The following is a 26,915-nucleotide window of genomic DNA, read 5'->3' on the forward strand; positions in this document are numbered from 1 at the left end:
AGCACCTAAAGCCCCCTAAGCTAGAGCCAGGGGGCTTTTCATTTGTAAATTAGTGCTTTAAATAATCATCATTATTTAATAAATGCTTATACTTTGGGTTTTTAACAGCCACTTCATGAAGCTTATCCCCGTAATGGTTAATATACATTTTAACCACCTGCTCAGCTGCTTCTTTTCCTTTATATTCATAGCCGGCTTTTGCATACGTTGACTCGAAATCTTCCCAAAATAATTCAACCCACGTTCTTGCTTGTGCATAAGAAAGCGTATCATTTTTTGCAAGTAATTGATTGGTGAGCCTTTCAAAAATATCTTCCATACAAACACCTCTGTTACCAAATTATTTATGAGTAAATGATTGGTTTCGACTTACACTAAGTCAAGGGAAGTATAGCTTTCCCTGACTTACTATATCATACACACAACAAATTCTTTTGTAAAAGGGGCGGTCTTGAATGCGTAATAAAGAAAAAAACTTTCCAAACCAATCAAACAATAAATTAGAAGGCGAACCGCGCGCTAAAGCTGAATTCGCTTCAAAACGTGCTGACGGTACTATCAATACAAACCCACAGGAGCGCATGCATGCCTCCAACCAACGTACGAACGGCTAACAAAATAAAAGCACGAATTGATCACCATCAATTCGTGCTTTGTTCTATGAATTGCTTTTAAGCATTGAGATTGGTAATGCTTCTTCTTTGTCAGATGAGCCTAAACGGAACCCCCAAGCAAATACTCCATTCATGTAATCAATCTTAAAATATTGACCAGGAGCTCCTTCTATTTCATATACTTCACCAGGTTTATATGAAGATGGATCCAACAAGTACGACTTAGCCATCACGATTTTTCTTTCTAATACGGCATATTCATTAATCATTCCTAATTGTTCAGCTTTTCGTGCTTTATCATTTAGCACGCTAATCTCTTGCTGAATCTCATACGTACTCATTTCACTATACCTTTTGTCTGACACGCTGCTTCCCCCTTTTGTTCCTTTCTTTTTATTATAACAAAAGGTATAACTAAAAGGAGAGGAATATAAGGAGGCGCTTACATGAAAACAATCTTAATTACGGGTGGAGCAACAGGTCTTGGAAACGAGCTTGCTAAGCTATATGTCCAAAATGGCGACCAGGTCATTTTATTAGGAAGAAATGAAGACAGACTGAATAAAGCACAAGAAGCGCTAGGTACAAGCTGCATTGCCACTGTTTCAGCGGACTTGACTAATTACGAAGAGCTTACACAAAAGATGGATAACCTTTTGTCTTTGCACTCCGTTGACGTTTTAATTAACAACGCAGGTATGGGACATTTTGGGCCACTTACAAGCTACACAAAAGAGATGATTGATGAAGTAATTAATACAAACGTTAAAGGGACAATCTATCTCACACAATCCCTACTGCCTCATCTACAAACGCGTGAACAAGCCACCATTTTAACTATTATTTCAACCGCGGGTCTACGAGGTAAGAAAAACGAATCTGTTTATGTCGCAAGTAAATTTGCTCTAAGAGGATTTGTTGAAAGTTTAAAAGTAGAATATGAACATACTTCTGTTTCATGTACTGCTGCTTATATGGGAGGAATGGATACACCTTTTTGGGATAACAGTGATCATATCGCGGATAAAAGCCGCTTAAAACATCCAAGTGAAGTAGCTAGCATTATTTTCAACCAGCGCATGACAAAGGAAGACATTATGGTCTAACATCCACAAAAGCCTTGCTCTCAGCAAGGCTTTATTCTTCTTTCAAGGATGAAATAAACGCTTCAATTTGATCAATTGAAAAGCCTTTTCGGTAAAGATTTTGCTTCATTTTTTGCTCATACTCCCAGCCGCTATACTTCGCGTATTTACGATGAGCCTTCATGCCTTGCTGTGTAAGAGCTTGCCATTCTTCATCACTATCTTTCTCAACATCTACGTGCTGCATGGCTTCGTTAATAATGTTAAAAGAATAGCCTTTGTTCACTAAAAACTGTTCAATTTTTTGCTTCATGACTACTTCTGAGTACTTTTTATATTTCCCCTTCAGCTTTGCAATGAGTTTCATTACTGTTTCAATTTGTTCTTCCTTTGAGAAGTATTCAAGCGTAGAGTGAATGATATCTGATCGAATACCCTTTTCTTGGAGTTCTCGTTTAATAACGCTCGGCCCTTTTGGCGTAGTGTTAACCTGCGTAAGCACGTAGGCTTTGGCAAACTCTTCATCATTTAAATACATGTGAGAATGTAACCTTTGAATTACCTGCTGAGCAATCATATCGCCTACTTCTTTTTTTTTCAAATAATCTCTTACCTCTTTTTCAGAGCGCATTCGATACGATAGATACGTTACCGCTAAGTTATAAGCTTTCTTTTCCTCATCTGCAAATTGAATTTCTGCTAGTTCAAATTCATCCAATACTCGTCCTTTTTTTAAGTCATACTGAATGAGAACATTGGCATCAACACCAAAAGCAAATTCTTCGCCTTTTCCTTGATCTATATAAACATTAAATCTCTCTGCGCTATTCTTTTGCGTTGTGATTTTCGTAATAACTGTCATTTTTTCACCTCATCCAATTTAACAAAAAAATTCTTCTTGGCTCATCATATCATACTGAACCAAGAAGAACGTATCCGTTGCTTTTAAATTAAGATGCTGCGATTACTTTTAATAATTTCAGCATAGCGATATGCACTATCTTTCCAGATTCGCTCTTGAGAGTCAAAGTCTACATAGAGGATTCCAAATCGTTTATCGTAGCCAAAGCTCCATTCAAAGTTATCCATTAATGACCATAAATAATAACCTTCAATGCCCATTCCTTCTTCATTAAGTTCATGTACAGCCTGCAAATGTTGCTCCACGTACTCCACACGGCCTGCATCATGAACGCGGCCATTTTCGACAACATCATCAAACGCCGCTCCATTTTCCGTAATATAAATTGGAAGGTCGGTGTACTCTTTTCGTAAGCGATGGATTAAATCTTTAAACTCTTTCGGTGAGATATCCCAGCCCATCCCTGTTTTTGGATAGTCAGAATATGCTCCTTGGTACATAAAATCAGAAGCCGCGTTAAACTCAACTAGCGCACGGCTATAGAAATTAATTCCAAAAAAGTCGCACGGAATTGAAATTATATCTAAATCACCAGCTTGGATAAAATCATAGGAGTGAACGTATTTTGAAAAAACATTCATCATATCAACAGGGTACTGTCCTTTAAAAACTGGGTCCAAAAACCATCTGTTTGAATAGCCATCTGCATTATTTGCCGCTAGCTGATCATTTAAAGAGCTTGTATTCCCATATACAGGTGATAAATTTAGCGTAATTCCAATCGGTGTATTTGATTGTATTTCTTCTTTTAACACGCGTACGGCTTGACCATGAGATACTAAAATATGATGAGCTGCTTTTAGTGCTTCTTCCATGTTTTGATGCCCTGGTGCATGAACACCTTGATGATAACCGAGAAAAGCTGCGCACCATGGCTCATTATGAGTAATCCAAGAGTCGATATCCGCATCTAATTCTTGGAAGCATACGCGTGCATAATCCATAAACCATTGAACAGATTCTCGATTCGTCCATCCTCCTTCTTCATGGGCCCACACCGGCAAATCCCAATGATAAAGCGTTACGGCTGGCTTAATGTTTTCTGTACGTAGTTTTTTAATCAAACGTTTGTAGAACTCCATTCCCTGCTTGTTAAACACGCCTTTCTTTGGAAAAATTCGTGGCCAAGAAATTGAAAAGCGGTATGTATCGACTCCTAGCTTTTTAATTTGATCCACATCTTCTTCAAAGCGGTGATAGTGGTCACAAGCTACATTACCGTTATGCCCCTTATGTACTTTTCCTGGTATATCACAAAACACGTCCCAGATAGAAGCTGTTCTTCCGTCTTCTAAATATGCCCCTTCAATTTGATAAGCAGATGTTGCCGTTCCAAACGTAAATCCTTTGTGAAATTTCATCCGATAATCCCCCTATTCTTTAATAGACCCTGCTGAAATGCTGTTAACAATGTATTTTGATAGAAATAAAAATGCGACCATAATTGGTACAACAGATATCGCAATACCTAAATAAAGTGAACCTAGGTTCTGAGCAACTTGAGAACCTTTCAAAAAGCCCATGAGCACTGGTAAAGTAAACTTTTCTGGAGAGAATAACACAACCAATGGTGTAATATAGTTGTTCCATGATCCAATGAACGTAAAGATAGACATCGTCGCAATTGCTGGCATCATGATCGGCATGGCTACTCGATGAAAAATGGTTAGCTCGCTCGCTCCATCAATTCGTGATGCTTCAATTAAGCTCGGATGAAGCGTCGTTTGAATGTATTGTTTTAAAAAGAACACTACAAACGGGCTTGCAACGGCCGGGACAATGAGTGGAATAAACGTATCTAGAATTCCAAGATTTTTACTTAGCTCATAAAAGCCAATTAAACCAAGCTGTCCAGGTACCATCATCATGACAAGCATGAAGACAAACAAGAAATTTTTCCCTTTAAACGTATAAAAAGCAAATCCATAAGCAGTTAAAGCTGAGAAGTATCCTGATAGCACAGTGACAAGGACTGAAATAATTAAGCTATTTTTAAATCCTGTCCATATGTTGATATATTGCAGCATCGTTTCATAGTTTTCCATTAATGAAGAGCCTGGAAGAAGTTGAAATCCAGTCAAGATTTCTTCATTTGATCGCGTAGCATTAATCATCATCATAAAGAATGGAATAAAACAAATGACCGCTAAAAGGATAAGCGCTGCGTAAATAAACAACTTGATTGCTTTTGCTTTTCCAGATCCGGGGGCTTTAACTGAAACCTTAGTCTCTAACGATTGACTTTGCTTACTTTTATTCACCACAGGTCGTTCTATCATTGATTACACCTGCTTTTCCTTTTTATTTTGGCTACCGTACATTCCTTTGAAGACAAAAATAGAGAAAATAACGGTAATGATAAATAATCCGTAGGCAACTGCTGATGCATAGCCGTAGTTATTGTATTTAAAAGCTTGATTATATAAATAGAGCACCATCGTATTTAGAGCACCATCTGGAGAACCAACTCCATCCGTTAGTAACATTGGTAAATCAAATAGCTGTAGGCCACCAATAAGAGACGTAATCATGATATATAGTAAAATTGGCTTTAATAATGGTAGCGTGATTTTCGTAAACGTTTGCCAGCGGTTAGCTCCATCAATTAGAGCGGCTTCATAGTAATCTCGTGAAATACCAGACACCCCTGCCATCACGACGATAAATGAATGCCCAAACCACATCCACGTTAAAATAAGAGACACCGAAAGCTGAGCCGTTGTCGGGTTATTAAGCCAGTTAATGGGCTCAGAGATAATTCCCAAACTCATTAATACCATATTTAATGACCCATGCTGCCAATCTAGTAAAATACCAAATAAAAGCGCAACGGAACTGATTGTGATTAAATTTGGCAAGTAAAAAATGGAACGAAAGAATGCCAACCCTTTCATTTTGACGCGCATATCGGAGAATATTGCTGCTAGCAGTAGCGCGATTCCAATTTGTAAAACAAAGTTTACTCCCCAAATTTTCCATGTATTAAAAAAAGCTTCCACAAAGTATTGATCCGTAAATAAGCGTGTATAGTTGGTTAATCCAACAACATCAGGAGTTCCGCTGCCGGTATAGTTTGTAAAGCTATAATAAAACGTCAGTCCTACGGGGTAGATGCTGAAGATTAAAAAAACAATCCAAAAGGGGGCTATAAAAAGATATCCATATCGATTTACTTTGTTCATCCCTCTACCTTCTTTCTCAATTTTTAAAGGGGGCGACACCCAGCGCCAAGTGTCACCCCTATTTAATTAGCTCTTTGGCACAGTAATATCTGGGTATGCGTTTTTTACTTTTTCATAAAATTCTTTAATAGCTTCATTCTTCGATTTTTTACCTTCTACATATTCTCTGACAGCGTTACCAAAAAGAGTATCAATTTGCTGGTCATATTTTGTTACAATCCCTGCATCAATCTCTTCTGATTGTTTCAAGAAAAATTCATAGTTGTTTTGTCCACCTAAAAATTCGTCGCTGAAATCGCTTTTAATTTGATCCGTTACTGGAAGGTAAGATAATACATCTCCTGTCTCCTTTGCCCAGTCCGTTAGAAACTTATCTTCTTGCGTCATCATTTTGACAAACTTATATGCTAGCTCTTTGTTTTCAGATTTACTGTACACTCCAAGCCAAGTGCCCCCCAAAAAATAAGGCGTTGGTCCATTAGTAACGGCCCAATCTCCAGCTGAATCTTTTACGTTAGGCTTTAATACGCTGTGCAGTCCCCAAGTTGGCAGTACATATGAGAATACTTCCGTTTCAATTTGCTGACCGTTTTCTTTTACTTTTACCTTCTTATCCATTGATTCCAGCCAAGATGGTGACCATTCAGGTGCTAATGCCGTATAGTTCTTTGCACGTAACTCCTTTGCATAATCCATATATTCGATGCGCTCTTTTGTAAGCTTTAATTCGTTGTCTTTATTCACCCATGGCTGAGGATTTGTCCCTTGAGCAAACCAGCGCAGCGCACCTTCATCTGGGAACATACGATACCCTTTTTCTTTCATTTTCTCTGCTACTTTAAACAAGTTTTCCATTGAATTTAACATGCTTCCTACCTGATTTGGATCATCCGTGCCAAGCACTTCTTTTGCAATACTACGCTTATAGTAAATCCCTCCAGGTGTTGTTTGCCAAGAAACAGCGCGTACATTACCCTCTTTGTCTTTTCCTAAATCAAACGTGTAAGGTACATATTTGTCTTCCATCTTATCTACGTTGTAAGGATCCTGGGATAAGTTTTCCCAATACCCAGCGTCCACCCATTGTTTTAAAAACGCGATTTCTCCTGTAAATACATCAGGTGCTCCTACTCCACTTTCGAGTACAGGCTTCAGCTTTGTTGGATAATCTGCGATTGGTACGATTGTTAGTTCTACTTTCACACCATTCTTTTCTTCAAATGTTTTGATTGGCTTTTTTAATTCATCAGTGAATGACCAAATTCGTAAATCCACATCTTTATCGCCCGATGCCTTATTACCGCTCGAACAAGCACCCAGCACGCCGCAAAGTAACACCATGACCATGAAAAAAATCCCCTGCTTTTTCATCTCTTTCTCCTCCTTCTCTATCACATAAAGTCTTCGCGAAAGCGGTTTCGGAAATAAGTTAAAAATAAGTAAATCGAAACCGCTTTCGATTTACTGTAAAAAATAATATTAGCTATTATTTTTTTCTTTTAATGCTAGACAGCTTTCTCGACAGACAAGCTCAACTGGAATGATGTTAGATGAAATTACCTTTTTCTTTTGAGTAATTTGTTCAATTAAGATTTGTGCAGCTTGCTCTCCCATTAAATCCGTATCTTGCCTAATCGTTGTCAATTTCGGGGTAATATACTGCGCCATATCAATATCATCAAACCCAATAATTGAGATATCCTCTGGTACTCCAAGCCCTCGCTCTTTTATGGCTTCGATTGCTCCAATTGCCATATGATCACCAGCTGTAAATACTGCTGTTGGCTGAACCTCTAAATCTAAAAGCTTATTCATTGCTAGCTTTCCTTCTTCAATTGAAAAGAAACCACCGTCTACTAAATAACCGTCTCGAATTGATAAGCCCATTTCTTGCATTGCCTTCTTGTATCCTTCTGCCCTTGCTTCTCCCACAGCATTTATAAAGCTTCCTGCAATGTGAGCAATTCTTTTATGACCGAGCGAATGTAAATATTGAACGGCTAGCTTTCCTCCTTCCACATTATCGGAATACACCGTACTGCATGGTGCTTCCATCATATCAATAACAACAATAGGAAGCTTGCTATTAATTAAATCTTGAATTTGAGAATCATCAGCTCGTGAACAAAATACAATAATCCCATCTACGCCACGGTACATAAAATGTTCCAAATAACTAACATCACGATTGCGCAAATTTCGTGAAGCAAAGATGAGGTCGTATCCTTCACGCTCTGCATGCTTTCTAAAACTTTCAATCACAGCGTTAAAGAACGGATGCTTCATACCAACGCCGTTTTCTTCAGCAAACACAACGCCAATCATATAAGATTTTTTTGTAGAAAGCGATTGAGCATTGGAATTAGGTAAATAGCCCATCTCAGCTGCAGCGCGTAAAATTTCTTGCTTCGTTTTTTCACTAACGTCTGAATAGTTATTTAAAGCTTTTGATACGGTTGTACTTGAAAAACCTGTTTTCTTTGCAACATCATAAATTGTAACCATTGTTTTCTCCTCTTTTACGAAAGCGCTTTCGATAGCGTCATTATAACGTATTCATTTTATATAGACAATACTTATTTTAAAATTTTCAAAAAATAAAATCAACTACTAAACATTTCTTTGAATGTTTTATAAAGTTTTCTGTATATGGTTTTATAAAAAGAAATGTTTTTCTCTACAAAAGAAAGGGTTTTATAACTATAAGTACTAATATAAGAACAATGATTGAAACCATTATTTTGGTAAACAATAGAACTAGTATTAGATGGTATTTATCAAAAAGGAGGAATGAAAATGAAAGTTGTGATTGCTGGCGGTACAGGTTTTGTGGGAAAAGCACTCGTACAAGATTTATTAAAAAAACAGCATGAGGTGTACGTGTTAACTCGGAACGCCAATAAACCCTCTCACGATCCTAACCTTCATTATGTAGAATGGCTAAAAGAAAATGCTAGCCCTGAAAACGTTATTCAGAAAGCTGATGCCTTTATTAATCTAGCAGGTGTTTCGTTAAATAGCGGTAGATGGACAGAAGAACGAAAACAAGCGATTGTCCAAAGTCGAATTTCTTCTACTCGTGAAATCATTCGAATTATGGAGAGCTTAGAGGTAAAACCTTCTGCTTATATTAACGCAAGCGCTGTAGGTTATTACGGAACAGCCGAGCAAGATACTTTCACAGAAACGTCTCCATCCGTTGGGCATGACTTTTTAGCTGAGACGGTTAAAGTATGGGAAGCAGAAGCATCAAAAGCTGAGGATTTAGGAATTCGCACTGTATTTACGCGCTTTGGTGTTATCTTAGGAAAAGACGGTGGTGCATTGTCAATGATTGCCTTGCCTTATCGCTTTTTTGCTGGAGGAACAGTTGGCTCAGGAAATCAGTGGCTTTCATGGGTCCACATTAAAGACGTTGTCGAAATAATTCAGTTTGCAATAGTGAATCAAGACATTCAAGGACCTGTTAACGTCACAGCCCCTACCCCTGTCCAAATGAAAGAGTTTGGCCAAACTGTTGGCGCAGTTTTGCACCGTCCTCACTGGCTTCCTGCCCCTAGTTTTGGCTTGAAACTCATGCTTGGCGAGATGAGTATGATTATTTTAGAAGGGCAGCGCGTAATTCCTGAAAAAATGATTCAACACAACTACCATTTTACATATACTAAATTAGAAGATGCATTACAAGATTTATTATAACGGTGTATGAATGTATCAGATAAGGAGTTTGCTATGAAAGCGACATTATTTAAAAATGCTACAGTTTATCCAATTACATCACAGGCAATACCTAACTGCGACGTACTTGTTGCTAATGGAAAAATCAAAGATGTTGGGCCGAACTTACAGCCTCCTCTGCAAGTGGAAGTCGTTGATTGTAAAAACCAATACTTATTTCCAGGATTTATTGATGTTCATACACACCTTGGACTTTATGACGAAGGCACGGGTTGGGCTGGTAACGATGCAAATGAAACCATCGAACCTCTCACTCCACATATTCGAGCACTGGATAGCGTACACCCGCTTGATTCTGCATTTAAAGATGCGGTTCAGTACGGCATTACAACCGCTCATATTATGCCAGGAAGCGCAAACGTAATTGGCGGCACAACTTCTGTAATTAAAACTACTGGTACCAACATTTCAAGCATGCTCATCCAAGAAACTGCTGGCCTGAAAATCGCGCTGGGTGAAAACCCTAAGCGCATTCACAGTCATGGTAATAAAGAATCAATCACCCGCATGGGTATTATGGGAATGCTTCGCGAAGCATTCTATGAAGCAAAACACTGTGACAATACCGATAGTTTACGAATTAAGCCTCTTGTGCAGGCTTTACGACGTGAAATTCCTGTTCGAATTCATGCTCATCGTGCAGACGATATTTTATCTGCTTTACGTTTTACAGATGAATTTAATTTAGATATCCGTATTGAGCACTGCACGGAAGGTCATTTGATTGCTCACGAATTAGCTGCTAGAAACCTAAAGGTTTGCGTTGGACCTACGTTAACAAGACGCTCAAAGATTGAGCTCAAAAATAAAAGCTGGGAAACTTATCAAGCACTCTGGAATCAAGGTGTCGAAGTGTCCATTACAACTGACCACCCCTACACGCCTATCCAATATTTAAACATCTGTGCTTCCATTGCCGTAAGAGAAGGGTTAGATGAACAAAAAGCACTTGAAGGTATTACCATTGCAGCAGCCAGAAACCTGCGCGTTGATCACCGCGTGGGCAGCATTGAACGTAATAAAGACGCTGATTTAGTACTGTGGAATTATCACCCTTTTCACTACCTAGCTAAGCCGTTGGTAACAATGATTAATGGAAAGATATTATTTAAAAAAAATTAACAAAATAACTATTTTCTTTTTCAAGTTTTTTTAGTATGATACGTACAGAAACATATGAAGAAAACAAATTTATACACATCACTTGTTAACATTTGAAATCGTTGACTTGTAATGGGAAGGCAAATGGTGCGCCACCAGGTAACTGGTTCTAGTGGGTTCGATTCCCACCCCGAAATTTTTTTTACTACTAAAAAATTTCGAGGGTGGGGACTTGAAGGTCCTTTGTATGCCCTCATTCAGGAGGGAAAAGTTATGTTAAGAAAACGTGACCTACAAGACTGTCAATCTCTTTATGACCTAATGACGCATCCAGATGTCTTCCCTTTTGTTCGTCATAAAGCGTATTCTCAAGAAGAGTTTTTATTCGTGACGAAGCAAACAATGGAAGCAGAAGAGCACGGGGAAGTAATCTCACGTACAATTTTGGACGAATGGGGTAACCCAATCGGCACTATTAACCTATTTGACGTGGAAGACCAAGCTGGCTTTTTAGGTACTTGGTTAGGCAAACCATATCATGGTAAGGGATATAATCAGCTTGCTAAAGAAGCATTCTTTAACGAACTCTTTTTTGAACTAGAGATTGAGCGCGTATTTATGCGAATTCGAAAAGTAAATATCCGCTCGCTGAAAGCAGCTGAAAAGCTACCTTATGCAGTCCTTGCTAATGAAACAAGAAAAAGCTTATACGATGAGATCAACCGAAATGAAGAAGTATATGACTTATATGAAATCCCAAAGGATTTATATACACTTTACTATATGCGCCACGAGCAAGAAGTTCATGAAGATCACCAGTTAAAAGAAGCGTAGAGAGCAAATCCATCTCCATGGATAGCTCTTTTTTTATGTTTGACTATTGGTTTAAAAAGTACCAAAGTTGGTGAAACTTAGTACAGAAATGAACTACTTGGAGGGATTTTAATGGCTGATAAAAAGCGTCATGAAAAAACGAAAAGTACACTACGAAGCGCACAAGAAGTAACGTATTCTCATGAATTTAAGTTAGCAGACCAAGCTGGTGGCTATACTAAAAAGCAATCTAGGCATTAACCTCTTAGCAAGAGAAGGCAGCTTATACAGGTGCCTTCTTTTTATATGCGGTTATTTTTTAACAATAATAAATTGCTATGTCAGTAAGAAGACATTCCACATATAAACTCTCATTATGCACAGCAAAAGATATACACATAACTTACTAACATATATGTGGATAATGTGCATAAGTCGTTAATAACTCCATTTAACAACCGCTATGACCTGGTATAACAATGTGAATATTTTATAGGAATTTTCAGAATTATTGTTGATAATGTGTATAACTCTGTTAATATCCTCATTTTGTATGCACTTTCATTATTTTTCTACTGTGGATAACTATTATGCTAAACATCCTTACCTCCTCTACTTTTTTACTTTCTTACAATATTATGACCTGCATAATAAAAAGGCAGGTTTCCCTGCCTTTTTGTTATGAATATGACTCAGAATGATTAACATTAGTAGACTTAATTTCTTCATAGGTTACGTTTTCTTTCGCCTGGAGCATGATCTCATATTGACGAAGACGTAATTGGAATACAGAAAGTGGGTCACTATACACCGTCAGACTTTCCTTCATCTCATTAAGTGCATCCTTACTGCAATCAATTGTTTCATGAGATTCTTCAACTGCTCCGTGCAGCTCTTGGATAGGTGGCTCAAAGAAGAGATGAATATCCACTTCCAGAGACTTCTCAAATAAATCAAATTGTAGGAAAAACTTATTTAGTACAGATGCCGTAACATCTTCATACTCTTCATTTTCAATATACTTTTTGTACTGATTATAAAGCATCGTTTTATTTTGCGAGAACGAGCCAAAAATCTTTCCTGCACTTTTCAAGAGAAATTGCGCTGGATTCACGCGTAAGAAGATGTTTTCTTCTTCTAACTGCATGCGCGTTGTCATTCGATTGATATCACGTTTCCAATCATCCAGTACTTTAAAATCACACTGGAGCAAAAAGCGTTCTTTTTCATACATTTCATTGAAGCTATTCCCCATATCTTCAATGTAAGATTGCATGTCTTGAAAATGATCATTGCACTGCTTCATCCACTCATGCAGTGACGCTCTAAACTCTGGTAAAAGTTCCTTTTCAATATACTCTTGAATTTTCTCGTTCATCTTCTTGTTTAGTTCCAGGTGTATTCGACGGAAATCACTCTCTTCGCTTAGCATACTAGAACACTCACGCAGCAACTTAGGAAGGTTATTCGTTAACGCTTGCTTCATTTGATCTTTAATCCCTTGATACACGTTTACCAGCTCGTGAACAGCTTCGCTTTCTTTATCTTCTAGCGTATTAATAAAACCGTTAACGCGAACAAGCATATCTTCATTCCAGTGAATAGCTTGCACGTATCCACTCTCCTGCTCCGCACGCTGTTTTAATAAATCAGAAAGCGTTTTGCGAATAAACGTTAATAAATTGCTAATGCGACGCTCCTGGTTATCTTGGCGGCTAGTGAATCGGAAATTTTCTTTCATAAATCGAGCTATGCTACCTCGCTCATCTAGCTCGTATACCGAAGCATACGGTAGAATGCTTGCTTCTGGAAAGTCAGCGTGAATAAAAGCAGACGTTTCTTCAACAAAACGCTCCATTTCGCGCTCATCTTCCAGTGCATTTATTTTGTTTAATACGAAGTGAATAGGAAGCTCTGGTGCTTGCTTTTTCACGACTAACAACATATCTCGCTCTTTTTCTGTAAAAGGCTGATTTGCATCCAGCACAAATAGTAACCCGTCTGCAATAGGAATATACTCAAACATATACTGAGCTTCATCCATTTGCCCTTTAAAGCCTGGAATATCAATGATACTGTAGTGCTGATCTTGTAAAAAGCGATTTGGCACTCGAACTTCTAAGCACGTATCAGCTTCGCTTACTTCCTTCAACTTACTAAAAGAATGCCACTCTGTACTCGTATTGATTTCTTTTGACGAACGCTGATTCACTTTAAATTCTTCATCATGGGAGACTAAGATTGGTACATTATTCCCGCCTGCTACATGCTCGTTTAATATAGCATTAACAATTGAGGCTTTATCACTTTGCACCGCACCCGCCACCATAACGTATTTCGTTTTTAAATCTGCAAATGAACTGGCTAGCCAATTAAACTTATAACCCACTTCAAGTCCATGACGTCTTCCCCACTTCGTAATATTTTCACCGAGTTCAAGGAAGTACGTTAAGCCATCTATATCACTTGATGATTCAAAAACGAGACGCTCTGCTTCTTGTAAAGCAGGTGAAGCAATTGATGATGTAAACTGCTCATTCCATGCCAAGATAGCAGCCGAAGGAAATAAAGAGCGTGCTTGACTCGTAACTTTTAACCAGTTAGCAAGCAAATGTGGCACAACGTCATGAAGATCACGCATTGCGTATTGGCCATTAATCAGCTCTCTATACGTCTCTTCATACAGGCGAGAAATTTCTTGCCAGTATTCATATAAACCTACTTCTACATTTAAGAAAATGTTATTAATAGTTTTGACCCAAGCTAGGTATGAGTCTTGACCAACGTAGCTCTTCCACAAGCCACAAACCAGCTGCTTAAAATGTAGCTGATCGACTTTATAGAAGGTAATAAGGGCCTGATAAAAATAATCGGGTGCGAATGATTTTGTATAACCTTTATCGACATATTTCTTTAATGTATCAAACCATTTTAACGATTCAGTACGAATTGCTTCGTCCACAGCCAGCTCTACGGCGCTTGTCCAGTCGCTCTGCTCTTCGTAAAATTCTCGTGCTAACGCGGTAACGTTCGGATAACTAGGCTGAGTTGATACAAGTTTTTTTATTATTTCATAAGATCGCTCCGAATTTTGCTGCTCTTTATATAACGAGAATAGCTTTAACCCAACTTCTGCTGTGAGCGTGCTAGATTCCGAATCGATAGCGGTGTACACCTCTTCAGCAATCGATAAGAGTCCAAGCTCATAGTAAGCATCCCCAATATTTTTCTTTGCCCATAACTCAAGTTCTCCACTTACATTTTCCCACTTATAAATAGCTGCCTCAAAGTCTTTGTTATGAAAATAGACTTCCCCTTGGGAAAAACGAATAAATGATAGTTCATAAAACTCTTGCTTTTGCTCTTCCAAAAGCGCTTCACCTAACGCCATAATTGGATTAGATAAATTTTCTTCTGAAAGCAAGGTTTCATAGTACTCCTTCTGAATTAAATGCCTTTCAATTGTCATTCATCTATTCCTCCATCTATGTATAGAAATTCAACATTTTCAATGATTTCTTCCTATTATTTTAACAGAAATCTCCGTAAGAAAAATTTCATTTGCATGTCAATTGCTGAATTGTAACCTTTTTTTCAATTAACCTATCAACCTGATAATAAAAAAAGCATAGTGATGATCATTCACTATGCTTTTTTACTAGTTATGATGTTTTTTTCTTTTTAATTTGACCAATGCCAAGCGCTTTTGCCTCTTTGTTTAAATCCTTTAATAGACTAGCCGTCATTAAAGCCATTACGGCAGAGAACGGTAGCGCTGCTATAATCATGGTATTTTGTAACGCTTGAAGTCCGCCAGAGTATAAAAGCACTAGCGCAATAACTGTAAGCGTAATTCCCCAAACAAGCTTAACGCTGTTTGCTGGGTTTTGTGAACCATTTGTTGTCATCATTCCAAGCACAAACGTACCTGAGTCTGCTGATGTAATAAAGAATGTAGCAACAAGAATAATCGCTAAAATTGACATAAGGGTTGCTAGCGGATAGTTTGCAAAAACACCAAACAGAGATTCTTCTGTTGCCAGCTTTGAAATTTGTGCAATACCATTACGTTCTAACGTTAACGCAGATCCTCCAAATACAGAGAACCACAGGAAACCAATTAGAGAAGGTACCATTAACACAAAGATAACGAACTCACGAATTGTACGACCTTTTGATACGCGTGCAATAAAGATTCCAACAAACGGTGACCATGCAATCCACCAAGCCCAATAGAAAATCGTCCAGCCGTTAATCCACTGACGGCCTTCTTCATTTAATGGTGCAATACGGAAGCTCATGTTCACTAATGTTTGCAAATACTTCCCAAGTGTATCCGTAAAGATATTTAGCGTAAATAGCGTTGGACCTAATATAAACATTAATGCAAATAAAGCAAATGCTAAAATCATATTCGTATTACTTAAAATCTTAATACCTTTTCCTAATCCCGTTAAAGCTGAGATAATAAATAACACTGTCACCACAAGAATAATAATGAATTGCGTGACAATATTGGATGGTACATCAAACAAATAAGATAAACCACCGTTAATTTGAACCGCACCAAACCCAAGCGTTGTCGCTACACCAATGACAGTGGCAATAACTGCAATAACGTCAATAATTTTACCAAGTACGCCATCTGCATATTTCCCTAAAATTGGCTTCAATGTTGCGCTGATTAATCCACGCTCTCCTTTTCGAAACGTAAAGTATGCTAGACACATCGCAACAATACCATAAATAGCCCACGCATGAATTCCCCAGTGGAAGAACGTAAAGCGCATTGCGTCTTGCAGACCTGCGTCTGTCCCTACTCCTCCTGTTGGAGAGCTGATCGCATAATGACTAATAGGTTCAGCTGTGCCCCAGAACACAAGACCGATTCCCATTCCTGCACTAAAAAGCATGGCAAGCCAGGTTGGGCGTGAAAACTCAGGCTTGTCCTCCTGTTTCCCGAGTTTAATTCGACCAATCGGACTTACTAATAAATACAAACAAACCAATACAAACAAAGACACCACAATTAAATAATACCAACCAAATGAATCAGTAATAAAACCTTGAATGGCTCCCGTTACGCTTTCAAGCGTTTTAGGTGCACTCACACCAAAAATAACTAATAATGCCATGATGGCAATCGAAACATAAAAAACTGTTGAAACTTTTTTCATTTGAAATTAAAAACTCCCATCTTTGATAAATTCGCAGAGGGCTTTACTTCAATTGGAGAACACAAACAATATGCAAAACCAAATAGAAAACAATATTTTTTTATGAAGCAATAATAACTAACCCTTAAAGATTGCGTTAAGACGTACTTAAGCTACATCATTTTTACTTAGCTAATATTCCTCATGTAACACTAAGCAACCAAGACCTACCTGCACTTTACATATACAGGAAGGTTTGTTGACTTGGAATTTATAGAACTGGTTGTATGGTGAAGAAGTTTATACTTGCTTTTTCGTGGGCATGCTTTTTAGCATTACGTTCTCTAGGTAATAAGGGGGATTGGTGTATTGCCATAGTATATAGTAACATATCTCTACAAGAATGTCTGTTTTTTAAGCATATTCGTTTACACCTTGCCTGTGCACCCTTTAATATTTGAGTTCGTACACTAAAAATCTTTCGAGTGAATTTCGTAGTGATAAACCTTGAATTTCAATTTCTTCTTTCAGCTGGAATGGCGTGCGCCGAGTTAAAAAATCCGTGTAATCCTCTGAGCTATAGTAAAGAATAATAGTTACGGGCCGATAGCTGTTTCCCACTGAATCTAAGATATTCCCAACGACTTTCATAAAAATCTGAATGGAAAACGGGTTAAAAAAGTAAAAGACAGTATCTCGAATATCAATCTCATATTCTTCTGCTAAGCAGCATTGAAAAGACAGCTCAGCTCGGCGGTGGTGATATTTCTTCAAGTAACTTTGCTTATTGAGAAGCGCTTCTTTATAAAATTCTTCATTCATCTCAACACCCACTACAGATGCTTGATAACGATAATGTAGATAAAAATTTAATCGCCCTTTTCCACACCCAAAGTCGACAACTCGATCCGAAGAGCTTAGCGATACCTTCGCAAATAACTGGTCAAGACCTTTGTATGGTGTAGGCTCATAGCGATGATAATGCAGTGAATCGTAAAAGCCTTTTTGATTTCCAATTGTTTGTATATTTAACAACTCGTCATAAAAATGATCCGTCATGTTAATACTCCTTTTTATTTGCCCCATACATTAATACCTACTTTCTTATTCTTTCAAACCTCATTCTCCTGATTTAAAATAATTTTATTTCAAATAGCTTGATTTTGAGTAAAAATAGTCGAAATAGTAAAGAGAGTTTGTTTAAAAGGAGCGCATGTAATGATAAATATAAATACTAGCACACAGGTGCTGAAACAAGATTCAGTCCTCGCTGCGCTAGAAAAGTCTTTAGCGATGATTGAATTCGATTTAAACGGCAATGTCCTTTGGGTTAACCAGCTTTTTGCTCAAACACTTGGATACGGGTGCGATGAAATGATTGGAATGAACCACCGTTCTTTTTGCACACCTTCATTTTATAACAGTATGGAATATGCCCAGCTTTGGCACAACCTACGATTAGGTAAAGCGTTTCAAGAAAAGATTCAACGAATCACAAAGCACGGAGAGCTTTTATGGCTAGAAGCAACTTATACTCCAGTCTTAACTGAACGGAATGAGGTAGAAGCTGTTATTAAAGTTGCTACAAATATCACAAAGCGTGAACAAACTACATCTCATTTTGTTAATGATCTAGACTTCATGTCTGAAAGCTTAAAGAAAAAAGCGGAAGAAGGAATTACTACAGTTCAGCACATGTCTGCTTGCATTCAGCATATTGTCGAAGATGTGAAAAAAAATATGGATATACTGTCTGAGCTTCAAACCCAAACAGACTCTATTCGTGGTATGGTCAAAACGATTCAAGATATCGCGAGCCAAACGAACTTACTCGCATTAAACGCAGCCATTCAAGCAGCTCATGCTGGTGAACATGGAAAAGGATTCGATGTAGTTGCAAAAGAAGTGCGCCATTTAGCTACCCGAGCAAACGAATCAGCAAAAGAGGTTCACAATAAAGTAGAAGAAATAACATCGGTTGTACACACCATTTTAAACGAGACGAACGCTTCTGAAAAAGCAATTAAATTAAGTAGAGAACAAATTGAAAAAGCAATTGCTAAATTTGTCTCAATTGATGAAGATGCTGAGTACTTGGAAACACAAACTAAAGCGCTAACAAAACTGTTAGAAGCATAAGGACGTTTTATACTAAAAAAAGCCTGAGAACTATCTCAGGCTTTTCCACTATTATTTCCACTCTGCTACGCGATTGATTGGTAAACGAACTGATGGATGACCTTCATCAGCTGCTTTACCGATTGAAATAAGCATCACTGGTACATGTCGTTCTTTATCCATTCCGAACACTTCTGTTACCTTCTCTTTTTCATATCCACCAATTGGGTTTGTATCATATCCGTAGGCACGTGCTGCTAGCATGATTTGCATAGATACAAGCCCACCGTCAATTAAGACAACATCTTTCATATCTTCAGTTGAAATTGTTTCAAAGTATGAAGAAAATGCTTGTTTAATATTGTCTTTTACGTCTTTTGGCATATAGCCTACTTCTACTGCCTTGTCATAAATTTCATCGAAGTATTCAACGTTTTGAATATCTCCAAATACCGCAATAACAGCTGCAGATGTTTCAACTTGAGTACTGTTAAACTTCGCAAGCTCTGCAAGCTGTGCTTTTGCTTCATCGCTTTCAATTACTAAAAAGCGCCATGGCTGCATGTTAACTGAAGATGGTGCAGTTGTTGCCACAGTTAGAATTTCTTCCATTTCCTCGCGACTGATTTTTACAGTTGGATCGTAGCGTTTAATTGAACGTCGCTCTTTTAAAATTTTATTGAAGTCATTTGTTGTTTGCATGTTAAATCTCTCCTCTTATGGTTATTTTTATATAAGTGCTTACTTAAAGTTATCTACTTTTATTAATGCAACTTTTACTACCTTACTCTCATTTTCTCGTTTTGTAAAATAATTAGCCTCTCGAAATAAATTAAAAATATTTTCTGATAAAAACCTTCACATAATAGACTAAATTTGTGCATTTATTCCGTGGTAAAATAAAGGATGCATTCTTACTTTTAATTATTGGAGATGACATAAGATGTTCTGGACAGTTATTGTTATTGTTGTTGTCAGCGCTCTTAAACTTTTAATTACATGCCTTCCTACCCCAGTCGTAGAGTGGCTTCACGGTAAATTTAAGCTACACCCTACCTTATCGATAGATTCAGCTGTTGTGAAGAGAAATGGCAGCACAATTGAAGGTGAAGAGAAAACACAAATTATTGAAGCCTTTAACAAAGCGACGTTTCTAGATCAGTACTACGTACACGATGGGAATCGAACTCACTATCTCAACCTTGAGCAAAATGAAACTCCCGTTATTATTCACAGTGTACACGGCAAGCATACCTTTGAACTGTTTATATACAGCTACAGCGATCATGTGGATGTAGTGAAAAAATTTAAAAAGAAAGTACTCGCTTATCGCATGCTTTCAGACGAATTTCAAACAAACATGTATGTATCATAAAAAACACCAAGGTGTATGTTCACCTTGGTGTTTTTGGTAGTAAAGAATAAATCAAATAGCGCGTAGTACATTCACTTTTCGCTCAGCGCAATCTTTAATCCAATCAGTGCAAATAGCGAGCCTTCAATCCAGTTAACGTTTCGTGAAACAGCTGGCCGTTTACGTAAGACTGTTCCTACTTTTCCAGCAAATAAACTGATTAATACAAAGACAAAAAGCGCTTGAACTAAAAACGTAATGCCATATACGAGCATTTGAAATGCTGCACTTCCATGGCTATCAGTAACAAACTGTGGTAAAAATGCCAGAAAAAACAGGGATACCTTTGGGTTCAAGATATTCATGATAATTCCTTTTTTGTAGAGTGCACCATAGCTTACTTGTTGAGTCTTCTCTACCTCTAAAGGAGAACTTTTTGCTGTAAATGCTTTATAAGCTAAATACAGTAAATAAGCGGCACCTGCATATTTAATGATAGAAAATGCAATAGACGATTGATATAAAAGTGCGCTTACGCCTAAAATCGTCGCTGAAATATGAACAATTAGACCTGTACATAAACCAAACGACGTCGCAATACCCGCATTTTTCCCATTAGAAATACTCTGAGCAAGCACAAATAAATTGTCTGGCCCTGGCATAATTGTAAGCAATAGAGCTGCTCCTAAAAAAGATAGCCAAATTAAGAAATCCATTGTCAAAACTCCTATGTATTATTTGCATTCAAACGACAATACTGCATTGAGCGTTCCTAGCTCAACATTGGGCATTCCACCACTATCAAAACAAGAGTTCGTTAGCGTACGCAGCTCTTTATTATTAAAGTAGGACTCTGAAAACACAAGTGATGCTCCTACGACAAGTACGACAGAAGAAATAACAGATAGCCTTTGAAGATTTGTTATTTTTTTAATAGTCCATCACCCTTTTTCTATATTTTAACATATATTCAAACAAAAAAAGCAGCATCTTATAATAGAAGCTGCTTTTTACTATGACTTATTTTACCCACTGCACTACATCGTCAAATTCTCTTCTTGTTTTCTCACGCTGTGGATTTTCAAGACGGTAACCAAATGCAACCATAACAGAGATATCGTATTGGCCATTCTCAAGAAGTCCTTGCTCTTTTAAAAGCTCATGCGTTTTTTCATAATTAAAGCCTTCAATTGGACAAGAATCAACACCAATTTGCGCTGCTGCTGTCATCATGTTTCCAAGTGCGATATACGTTTGCTTACTTGCCCAGTCAAACAGCGAACGGTCACTTTCAAATAAACGAGCGTCTTCTTCTTGGAACGCTCTGAATCGTGGTAAAACCGACTCTAACACATCTTCTGGCATCTCTTTAACCTTTTTTTGATGATTCATTGCGTATTCTGAGTCATAGCGTGCATCCGTACGCGCTAGAATGATAACAAAATGACTTGCTGTTGGCAGTTGTCCTTGCGCGCCCCATGAAACTTCTTTCAAGCGACGTTTTAGGTCTTCGTTCTCAATCACTAAAAACTTCCATGCCTCATAACCTAATGAACTTGGAGATAAACGCCCTGTTTCCATAATGAAACGAAAGTCTTCATCTGACACTTTCTTTGTCGAATCAAACTCTTTCGTTGCGTGACGAAAATGAAACGCATCTAGAATTTCTTGTTTCTTTGCTTCGTTGCTCATGATACATCCACCTTTCTTCTCTAATCAATTTCTATGTGTCATGGTAATGAATTTGATTGCAGAATACAACTATTTAGCTTTTAATAATTGTCACTTCACCGACTTTACGATGAAGCTTAAACGAATTATTTATTTTTAACCCTTTATGAGTCGACCAATACCTTTAATTGATTTGTCAATCTGTTCATGGTAATCAAGCGCATCTAAAAAAACAAACCCTTCAATCATCACTAGCGTAAGAGCAGATAGCTCGTCTCGCTCCTCTTCACTATCCACCTTAATTTCTCGTGTAATACAGTCCAAAAATGTAGCACACATTTGATTTCCAACTGAGTAAAAAGGTTCTTCTTTTTTTGCTGCAATAGCAGCAAGCTCTAAGCATAGCTTAATGTAGGGTTTAATGCCCGGGTGTTTCATCATTTCGCGTAGATAAGGTAGTAAATCAACAAAATTTTTTTGCTCTGTGCGTGCACTATCCAATATTGTAATGAACTCATCAGTAATAGAATTTAAAGCTACTGTTAGTAGTTCTTCCTTATCCCTAAAATAGTGCATGAGCATGCGATCACTCGTGCTTGCAGCTTCTGCTAAATTTCGTAAAGTAGCTGTTTGCACCCCATTTTCAAGAATATATATTGATATATCTTGAACGATCTGATTTTTTCTTTTTTCTCCTTTTTTCATGCGATCAGTTCCTTCTTGTGTTTTTATGTAGTATATGCTACATTTTAATTATGTAGCAAACACTACATAATTATACTTGGAGGTTATGTACATGAGTCAGCCTGTTAAAAGCGTTACTTTTTCAAGCGATAAGCCGTATCTATTAACCCAAAAGCAAATATTTTTACTAACAGCTGTAGGTGTTATTTTTTGGTTTGTCGGTGCAATGTGTGTTAAGTTTGGTTCTGCTTTTGGTTTTTTCGGACCAACTGCTAGCATTTTCTCATTTGGAGCTGGAATTCTTATTTCTTGGCTATCTGTTAGGTTCATGGTTAAACTAGTTGGCTTATCCGCTCCACAAATTGTGCCCGGTGTTAGCTTTGGTCTAGCAGTTGCCACTTTTTTTGACGGGATTTTTATCACATGGGGGCCAACTTTGTACGGTTCTTCCTACGATGAAATTACACTTGGAGCTGCTTGGATTCTATGGGGAGCGTGCACGTTTCTTACAGCTGCTTTTGTTGAGGCTTGGCGCAGAGATATATAAATTCTTATAAAAAAAACCGTGTAGAAGTAATTCCAACTAAACTTTTACACGGTGTTCTTTAGTTTTCAGTGACAGGAATTCAACTTTCACTGCCAAACGTTGATGAATTAGTATTATTGCTTTCATTCTACGATAGCTCTGGATCTTACAAGAAGTTGCTTTATTCATGGCTACTAATACATTCAATTTGTTTTCCTTCCTTACATCTACAAAAACACCTAACATTCTGTGCACTTTTTTGTTGGAGAGAATAATTCTTACGTATCTCTCATCTCAACCTTTCAAATCTTATCTTTTGTTCCCTTGTTACATAGTGTTACCACAAAACAGAAGATTCTTGTAAAGGAGAATAACATATGCAGACAGAGTCGTCCTTAAAAAGGTTAAATCTATTTTATAGAGGAACATTTCAGTAGCTTAAGATTCTACTTCTACTTTCTCCTATGTTCACCCGCCTCTTTCAAGAGTACGTCGTTTCTTATCTAATCATTATGTTGTGTATCACATGCGGTAACCTCGTTATTGAATTGATTGCTACTTTAGAATTTGGTGACGAGCCAAAGCGATATTTTCCTCTTTTCTTAGCATTGAGCCTACCAGTTAGCATTGGACTTCTTGTCATTTGGGGCATACGCTCTAAGTTATAGCCCTTCTTCTGCAGTTGAAAATTCCTTCCTCAAACGATATGTTTAAGACACAAGATTTTTCAAAAGAAAACGAGGAACTACTATGAAAAAAATTCTACTTGTCGATGATGATTTACATATTCTTAAGCTTGTAACTATTCACCTATCACAAGCTGGTTATGATGTGTTACAAGCGAAGCATGGAAGCGAAGCGCTAGAAAGGTTACAGAAGGAAAACGTTAATTTAGCAGTCGTTGATGTAATGATGCCTTTTGTAGATGGCTATACCCTGACGAGAGAAATTCGTCGCTTATACGATATTCCCGTTATTTTGCTCACTGCAAAGAGCCAGATTGAAGATAAAGAACAAGGCTTTTCAGCTGGAACAGATGATTATCTCGTAAAGCCGTTTGAACCAAAAGAGCTACTGTTTAGGATTCAAGCGCTCTTACGAAGATATGACACGGAAGAAGATGCTTTCGTTATTAAGTTAGGACAGACAAGCATTAATAAGAAGAGCTACGAAGTCAAGGTGAGAACAAAAACACTGCTTTTACCCCTGCGAGAATTTGAGCTACTTGCTTTTCTCGCCACTAATTCGATGCGCGTTTTTTCCAGAGAAAATTTAATTGAACATGTATGGGGCCTTGATTATGAAGGAGACTCGAGAACTGTAGATGTTCACATTAAGCGTCTGCGGGAGCGCTTTGCCGGTTTGACAGACGACTTTCATATCAAAACGGTCCGTGGAGTTGGCTATTCGTTGGAGACAAAACAATCATGAAATCTCTTTATAGTAAATTTGTTGTTGTTACCGCTAGCATTATGGTGCTTAGCAGTGTATTAGCTTTTTTAGGTTCAAACCTTTACTACCAGCAAAAGCTAAAGCCATCAAACGATGCTAAGAATACAGAGATTGCTCTCGATATTGCTGAGTTCATCAATGAAAACCCAAATATTCAATTGACGAATTACCTTGAGAATATCGCTGAAGTAGGCTATCAAATTTATCTTGTTGATACAGATGAACGCGATCATTTTTTCGGAGCAGCATTCCGAGATACAGCATTAAAAAATGAAGTGAAAGCAAAGGTTTTAAATGGTGATATCTATCATGGAATGCGCCAGTTCCCCAAGCAAACGTTTGTAACAGGCTTTTTTGCAAATGAACTTACCAATACAATCGGTGTTCCAATTACGCATGACAGTAAGTCGTATGCCCTCTTTTTACGACCAGACATCAAGCTTTTGTTCAATGAAATGCATCTATTGCTAGCATGGCTATTGGCACTTACTATTTTACTTAGTATTATTCTTGTTTTATTTAGTACGAACTATTTGGTAAAACCGATTTCGAGCCTAACAGCAGCCACAAAAGTATTAGCGGCTGGAAACTTCCAGCCTAAGCTTCAAATGAAGCGAAACGATGAGCTTGGTGAACTCTCAAAAAGCTTTTTACAAATGGCTCAAAAGTTAGAACAGCTTGATGAGATGCGAAAAGAATTTATTTCAAATATCTCTCATGACATTCAATCTCCACTGTCCACTATTAAAGGGTATACCGGCCTTTTGGAACAAGAAAACTTAACAAACGATGAAAAAAGGCAATATATCTCCGTTATTAATAGTGAAATTACTCGATTATCGATTTTAACCCAACAGCTGTTGCTTCTTGCTTCCCTTGATCGAAACGAAGATATTATGAAGCCTCAACGCTTTCATATCGGAAAGCAAATTGAAGATTTAATTCAAACGCACCAATGGGCAATTCGTGAACGAGAATTGATGATTACTTATTCTCTTCCAGACATTACGATTGTAGGAGACCCTTCGCTGCTAAGCACGGTGTGGGATAACCTATTAACAAATGCGATGAAATATAATAAACCAGGTGGAACGATTGATGTTTCAATGAAAGTTGCTGATGATTATTTGATAGTCTCGTTCCAAGATACAGGAATTGGTTTAAGCACTTCACAGGAAAAGCGTATCTTTGATCGCTTTTATCGTGCTGATACCGCTCGTTCACAAACCGTAGAAGGAACTGGGCTTGGGCTTTCAATTGTTTCAACAATTGTGAAGCTTCATAACGGAGAAATTACGGTAGACAGTCAAGAAGGAAAAGGCACGTTATTTCAAATTGAACTTCCCATCTCCTGAAGCTACATCCCACTGGATGTGGCTTTTTTCATTTGTAACCTTCCGTTCATCGTCCATTCATAAAAGGCTTATACACTAAAAGTACGAAATCAAATTGGAGGAGATTTTGATGAACATCGCATGGAAAGAAATCAAAAAAAACAAAGCAAAATTTCTTATACTAGGTTCCATTATCTTTCTTGTAAGCTTTTTAACTTTTATTATTTCAGGCCTTGCAAATGGTCTATCGCAGGATAACGCAGCACTCATTAAAAATTTGCCTGACGGACAGTTCTACATGACGGAAGAAGCAGAAGAAACGTATAACCTCTCGTCAATTGACCGTTCTGTTCAGGAGAGTGTTCTAAAAGATTATAAAGGTGCTGTAGCTTTTTCAATTGGAATGGGTTTTGTAAATGATGAACGAGATAAACAACGTAGTGTTTCCTTTGTCACATCAACGGATTCAAAGCTATTTCCAAATCTAAATCAAGGTGAAGTTGTACTAGACGCTTCTTTGAAAAAAGAAGGAATCAAAGTTGGCGACACCCTTACTCACGACCAATATGATGGGACGTTTATGGTGAAAGGCTTTGTCGATGAAGCCAAATATAATCATACACCCGTTGCTTACATTAATGAGAGAGACTATCAAAGAATGTTTGCCACAAAAGAGATGCAGCTAATTTTCTTACCAAACATAGATGAAGCTCCATCTTTTAATGGTCTTCAATCTTTTTCAAACAAAGAATTTTTAAGTACCATCCCAAGCTACAGTGCTGAACAAATGTCATTGAATATGATCATTTGGTTTTTAATTATTATTAGCGGTATGCTGTTTGCCATTTTCTTTTATATGATGAACGTTCAAAAAATTGGACTGTACGGAATTCTAAAAGCAATTGGAATGAAAACGAGCAGGCTGTTTACCATCATGTGGACGCAAATGCTGATTATCACTGCTGCTTCTATTGTATTAGCCATTACATGTAGTCAGCTATTCAACCTAATAGCACCTGAAGGAATGCCGTTTAGCTTACCTGTTCTAACTACTCTTCAGCTTGCTGGTGTGTTTTTGACTATTGGCTTTATCGGCTCGACGTTATCTGGTATACAAATTAAAAAGATTGAACCTTTAAAAGCAATTCAGCAAGGAGAGATGTAA

At 37.6% G+C, this 26,915-nt stretch carries 28 protein-coding genes; 12 read left to right on the forward strand and 16 right to left on the reverse strand.

Annotated elements, in window-relative coordinates:
- Positions 1–49: 49 nt before the first annotated feature.
- Positions 50–319 (reverse strand): YfhJ family protein, encoded by a 270-nt coding sequence (locus V2145_RS19350; RefSeq protein ID WP_025909533.1) that lies wholly within the window; start codon positions 317–319, stop codon positions 50–52.
- A gap of 136 nt (positions 320–455) precedes the next feature.
- Between V2145_RS19350 and V2145_RS19355 the strand changes: the two genes are divergently transcribed.
- Positions 456–614, forward strand: coding sequence for a small, acid-soluble spore protein K (locus V2145_RS19355; protein WP_210611148.1), 159 nt, complete (start codon positions 456–458; stop codon positions 612–614).
- Positions 615–658: 44 nt separating this feature from the next.
- Here V2145_RS19355 and V2145_RS19360 read toward each other — a convergent pair whose 3' ends face one another.
- A complete protein-coding gene (locus V2145_RS19360) occupies positions 659–979 on the reverse strand; it encodes a YfhH family protein (protein WP_311859504.1) in 321 nt (106 codons plus the stop codon).
- 81 nt (positions 980–1,060) lie between these two features.
- Here V2145_RS19360 and V2145_RS19365 point away from each other — a divergent pair, with 81 nt between their 5' ends.
- Positions 1,061–1,720, forward strand: coding sequence for an SDR family oxidoreductase (locus V2145_RS19365; protein WP_094911459.1), 660 nt, complete (start codon positions 1,061–1,063; stop codon positions 1,718–1,720).
- A 31-nt stretch (positions 1,721–1,751) separates the two neighbouring features.
- Here V2145_RS19365 and recX read toward each other — a convergent pair whose 3' ends face one another.
- The 6 genes from recX to V2145_RS19395 all read right to left on the reverse strand — a co-directional run bounded on the left by recX (position 1,752) and on the right by V2145_RS19395 (position 8,308).
- The gene (gene recX, locus V2145_RS19370) at positions 1,752–2,561 is read right to left on the reverse strand and encodes a recombination regulator RecX (RefSeq protein ID WP_094911458.1); all 810 of its coding nucleotides are present in this window, start codon (positions 2,559–2,561) and stop codon (positions 1,752–1,754) included.
- 83 nt (positions 2,562–2,644) lie between these two features.
- Complete coding sequence (locus V2145_RS19375; protein WP_094911457.1) at positions 2,645–3,982, reverse strand: GH1 family beta-glucosidase; 1,338 nt, start codon at positions 3,980–3,982, stop codon at positions 2,645–2,647.
- Between the two features lie 12 nt (positions 3,983–3,994).
- On the reverse strand, positions 3,995–4,900 hold the full coding sequence (locus V2145_RS19380; protein WP_094911456.1) for a carbohydrate ABC transporter permease: 906 nt from the start codon (positions 4,898–4,900) through the stop codon (positions 3,995–3,997).
- Between the two features lie 3 nt (positions 4,901–4,903).
- A complete protein-coding gene (locus V2145_RS19385) occupies positions 4,904–5,803 on the reverse strand; it encodes a carbohydrate ABC transporter permease (protein WP_094911455.1) in 900 nt (299 codons plus the stop codon).
- A gap of 66 nt (positions 5,804–5,869) precedes the next feature.
- Entirely contained in the window at positions 5,870–7,174 is a 1,305-nt protein-coding gene (locus V2145_RS19390; protein WP_330988153.1) for an ABC transporter substrate-binding protein, read from the reverse strand.
- A 108-nt stretch (positions 7,175–7,282) separates the two neighbouring features.
- A complete protein-coding gene (locus tag V2145_RS19395; protein ID WP_094911453.1) occupies positions 7,283–8,308 on the reverse strand; it encodes a LacI family DNA-binding transcriptional regulator in 1,026 nt (341 codons plus the stop codon).
- A 291-nt stretch (positions 8,309–8,599) separates the two neighbouring features.
- Here V2145_RS19395 and V2145_RS19400 point away from each other — a divergent pair, with 291 nt between their 5' ends.
- The 4 genes from V2145_RS19400 to V2145_RS19415 all read left to right on the forward strand — a co-directional run bounded on the left by V2145_RS19400 (position 8,600) and on the right by V2145_RS19415 (position 11,716).
- Positions 8,600–9,502, forward strand: a complete 903-nt coding sequence (locus V2145_RS19400; RefSeq protein ID WP_094911452.1) for a TIGR01777 family oxidoreductase — start codon at positions 8,600–8,602, stop codon at positions 9,500–9,502.
- 33 nt (positions 9,503–9,535) lie between these two features.
- Positions 9,536–10,663, forward strand: coding sequence for an amidohydrolase (locus tag V2145_RS19405; RefSeq protein WP_330988154.1), 1,128 nt, complete (start codon positions 9,536–9,538; stop codon positions 10,661–10,663).
- Between the two features lie 252 nt (positions 10,664–10,915).
- Complete coding sequence (locus V2145_RS19410) at positions 10,916–11,476, forward strand: GNAT family N-acetyltransferase (RefSeq protein ID WP_094911450.1); 561 nt, start codon at positions 10,916–10,918, stop codon at positions 11,474–11,476.
- Between the two features lie 111 nt (positions 11,477–11,587).
- The gene (locus V2145_RS19415) at positions 11,588–11,716 is read left to right on the forward strand and encodes a YfhE family protein (RefSeq protein ID WP_076512909.1); all 129 of its coding nucleotides are present in this window, start codon (positions 11,588–11,590) and stop codon (positions 11,714–11,716) included.
- Between the two features lie 418 nt (positions 11,717–12,134).
- On the opposite strand, the gene V2145_RS19420 is transcribed toward V2145_RS19415, so the two are convergent.
- From V2145_RS19420 to V2145_RS19430, 3 genes are all read right to left on the reverse strand, one after another.
- Positions 12,135–14,924 (reverse strand): GTPase domain-containing protein, encoded by a 2,790-nt coding sequence (locus tag V2145_RS19420; protein WP_330988155.1) that lies wholly within the window; start codon positions 14,922–14,924, stop codon positions 12,135–12,137.
- 193 nt (positions 14,925–15,117) lie between these two features.
- Complete coding sequence (locus tag V2145_RS19425) at positions 15,118–16,632, reverse strand: glycine betaine uptake BCCT transporter (protein ID WP_094911448.1); 1,515 nt, start codon at positions 16,630–16,632, stop codon at positions 15,118–15,120.
- A 429-nt stretch (positions 16,633–17,061) separates the two neighbouring features.
- A complete protein-coding gene (locus V2145_RS19430; protein ID WP_311859516.1) occupies positions 17,062–17,670 on the reverse strand; it encodes an SAM-dependent methyltransferase in 609 nt (202 codons plus the stop codon).
- Between the two features lie 159 nt (positions 17,671–17,829).
- Here V2145_RS19430 and V2145_RS19435 point away from each other — a divergent pair, with 159 nt between their 5' ends.
- Entirely contained in the window at positions 17,830–18,750 is a 921-nt protein-coding gene (locus tag V2145_RS19435) for a methyl-accepting chemotaxis protein (RefSeq protein WP_330988156.1), read from the forward strand.
- A gap of 51 nt (positions 18,751–18,801) precedes the next feature.
- On the opposite strand, the gene V2145_RS19440 is transcribed toward V2145_RS19435, so the two are convergent.
- Entirely contained in the window at positions 18,802–19,431 is a 630-nt protein-coding gene (locus V2145_RS19440) for a nitroreductase family protein (RefSeq protein ID WP_131887156.1), read from the reverse strand.
- Positions 19,432–19,672: 241 nt separating this feature from the next.
- Between V2145_RS19440 and V2145_RS19445 the strand changes: the two genes are divergently transcribed.
- Positions 19,673–20,104, forward strand: coding sequence for a YfmQ family protein (locus V2145_RS19445; RefSeq protein ID WP_131887157.1), 432 nt, complete (start codon positions 19,673–19,675; stop codon positions 20,102–20,104).
- Positions 20,105–20,175: 71 nt separating this feature from the next.
- Here the strand turns inward: V2145_RS19445 and V2145_RS19450 are convergent, their stop codons facing one another.
- From V2145_RS19450 to V2145_RS19465, 4 genes are all read right to left on the reverse strand, one after another.
- Complete coding sequence (locus V2145_RS19450; RefSeq protein WP_311859520.1) at positions 20,176–20,799, reverse strand: LysE family translocator; 624 nt, start codon at positions 20,797–20,799, stop codon at positions 20,176–20,178.
- An 18-nt stretch (positions 20,800–20,817) separates the two neighbouring features.
- On the reverse strand, positions 20,818–20,946 hold the full coding sequence (locus tag V2145_RS19455) for a hypothetical protein (RefSeq protein ID WP_256993340.1): 129 nt from the start codon (positions 20,944–20,946) through the stop codon (positions 20,818–20,820).
- Positions 20,947–21,103: 157 nt separating this feature from the next.
- Complete coding sequence (locus V2145_RS19460; RefSeq protein WP_094911443.1) at positions 21,104–21,775, reverse strand: NAD(P)H-dependent oxidoreductase; 672 nt, start codon at positions 21,773–21,775, stop codon at positions 21,104–21,106.
- Positions 21,776–21,910: 135 nt separating this feature from the next.
- A complete protein-coding gene (locus V2145_RS19465; protein WP_094911442.1) occupies positions 21,911–22,459 on the reverse strand; it encodes a TetR/AcrR family transcriptional regulator in 549 nt (182 codons plus the stop codon).
- Between the two features lie 91 nt (positions 22,460–22,550).
- On the opposite strand from V2145_RS19465, the gene V2145_RS19470 reads away from it, so the two are divergent.
- From V2145_RS19470 to V2145_RS19485, 4 genes are all read left to right on the forward strand, one after another.
- Complete coding sequence (locus V2145_RS19470) at positions 22,551–22,985, forward strand: hypothetical protein (RefSeq protein WP_311859522.1); 435 nt, start codon at positions 22,551–22,553, stop codon at positions 22,983–22,985.
- A 729-nt stretch (positions 22,986–23,714) separates the two neighbouring features.
- On the forward strand, positions 23,715–24,395 hold the full coding sequence (locus tag V2145_RS19475; RefSeq protein WP_330988157.1) for a response regulator transcription factor: 681 nt from the start codon (positions 23,715–23,717) through the stop codon (positions 24,393–24,395).
- Positions 24,392–25,771 carry a sensor histidine kinase gene (locus V2145_RS19480; protein WP_222582575.1) on the forward strand — a complete coding sequence of 460 codons (1,380 nt, stop codon included), beginning with the start codon at positions 24,392–24,394 and terminating at the stop codon, positions 25,769–25,771. The genes V2145_RS19475 and V2145_RS19480 overlap by 4 nt, the downstream gene beginning before the upstream one ends.
- Positions 25,772–25,880: 109 nt before the next feature.
- Positions 25,881–26,915, forward strand: a complete 1,035-nt coding sequence (locus tag V2145_RS19485) for an ABC transporter permease (protein WP_094911437.1) — start codon at positions 25,881–25,883, stop codon at positions 26,913–26,915.

The sequence above is a fragment of the Priestia sp. GS2 genome, from assembly GCF_036409025.1.
Classification (GTDB): Bacteria; Bacillota; Bacilli; order Bacillales; family Bacillaceae_H; genus Priestia; species Priestia aryabhattai_A.

Excerpts from the sequence above, each read along its gene's own strand:
- V2145_RS19390 (WP_330988153.1), bottom strand. The coding sequence starts at position 7,174 with ATGAAAAAGCAGGGGATTTTTTTCATGGTCATGGTGTTACTTTGCGGC.
- V2145_RS19465 (WP_094911442.1), bottom strand. The coding sequence starts at position 22,459 with ATGAAAAAAGGAGAAAAAAGAAAAAATCAGATCGTTCAAGATATATCA.
- V2145_RS19435 (WP_330988156.1), top strand. The coding sequence starts at position 17,830 with ATGATAAATATAAATACTAGCACACAGGTGCTGAAACAAGATTCAGTC.
- V2145_RS19480 (WP_222582575.1), top strand. The coding sequence starts at position 24,392 with ATGAAATCTCTTTATAGTAAATTTGTTGTTGTTACCGCTAGCATTATG.
- V2145_RS19445 (WP_131887157.1), top strand. The coding sequence starts at position 19,673 with ATGTTCTGGACAGTTATTGTTATTGTTGTTGTCAGCGCTCTTAAACTT.
- V2145_RS19355 (WP_210611148.1), top strand. The coding sequence starts at position 456 with ATGCGTAATAAAGAAAAAAACTTTCCAAACCAATCAAACAATAAATTA.
- V2145_RS19395 (WP_094911453.1), bottom strand. The coding sequence starts at position 8,308 with ATGGTTACAATTTATGATGTTGCAAAGAAAACAGGTTTTTCAAGTACA.
- V2145_RS19380 (WP_094911456.1), bottom strand. The coding sequence starts at position 4,900 with ATGATAGAACGACCTGTGGTGAATAAAAGTAAGCAAAGTCAATCGTTA.
- V2145_RS19440 (WP_131887156.1), bottom strand. The coding sequence starts at position 19,431 with ATGCAAACAACAAATGACTTCAATAAAATTTTAAAAGAGCGACGTTCA.
- V2145_RS19470 (WP_311859522.1), top strand. The coding sequence starts at position 22,551 with ATGAGTCAGCCTGTTAAAAGCGTTACTTTTTCAAGCGATAAGCCGTAT.
- V2145_RS19420 (WP_330988155.1), bottom strand. The coding sequence starts at position 14,924 with ATGACAATTGAAAGGCATTTAATTCAGAAGGAGTACTATGAAACCTTG.
- V2145_RS19415 (WP_076512909.1), top strand. The coding sequence starts at position 11,588 with ATGGCTGATAAAAAGCGTCATGAAAAAACGAAAAGTACACTACGAAGC.
- V2145_RS19410 (WP_094911450.1), top strand. The coding sequence starts at position 10,916 with ATGTTAAGAAAACGTGACCTACAAGACTGTCAATCTCTTTATGACCTA.
- V2145_RS19450 (WP_311859520.1), bottom strand. The coding sequence starts at position 20,799 with ATGGATTTCTTAATTTGGCTATCTTTTTTAGGAGCAGCTCTATTGCTT.
- V2145_RS19475 (WP_330988157.1), top strand. The coding sequence starts at position 23,715 with ATGAAAAAAATTCTACTTGTCGATGATGATTTACATATTCTTAAGCTT.
- V2145_RS19400 (WP_094911452.1), top strand. The coding sequence starts at position 8,600 with ATGAAAGTTGTGATTGCTGGCGGTACAGGTTTTGTGGGAAAAGCACTC.
- V2145_RS19425 (WP_094911448.1), bottom strand. The coding sequence starts at position 16,632 with ATGAAAAAAGTTTCAACAGTTTTTTATGTTTCGATTGCCATCATGGCA.
- V2145_RS19375 (WP_094911457.1), bottom strand. The coding sequence starts at position 3,982 with ATGAAATTTCACAAAGGATTTACGTTTGGAACGGCAACATCTGCTTAT.
- V2145_RS19385 (WP_094911455.1), bottom strand. The coding sequence starts at position 5,803 with ATGAACAAAGTAAATCGATATGGATATCTTTTTATAGCCCCCTTTTGG.
- V2145_RS19430 (WP_311859516.1), bottom strand. The coding sequence starts at position 17,670 with ATGACGGATCATTTTTATGACGAGTTGTTAAATATACAAACAATTGGA.
- V2145_RS19350 (WP_025909533.1), bottom strand. The coding sequence starts at position 319 with ATGGAAGATATTTTTGAAAGGCTCACCAATCAATTACTTGCAAAAAAT.
- recX (WP_094911458.1), bottom strand. The coding sequence starts at position 2,561 with ATGACAGTTATTACGAAAATCACAACGCAAAAGAATAGCGCAGAGAGA.
- V2145_RS19405 (WP_330988154.1), top strand. The coding sequence starts at position 9,536 with ATGAAAGCGACATTATTTAAAAATGCTACAGTTTATCCAATTACATCA.
- V2145_RS19365 (WP_094911459.1), top strand. The coding sequence starts at position 1,061 with ATGAAAACAATCTTAATTACGGGTGGAGCAACAGGTCTTGGAAACGAG.
- V2145_RS19460 (WP_094911443.1), bottom strand. The coding sequence starts at position 21,775 with ATGAGCAACGAAGCAAAGAAACAAGAAATTCTAGATGCGTTTCATTTT.
- V2145_RS19485 (WP_094911437.1), top strand. The coding sequence starts at position 25,881 with ATGAACATCGCATGGAAAGAAATCAAAAAAAACAAAGCAAAATTTCTT.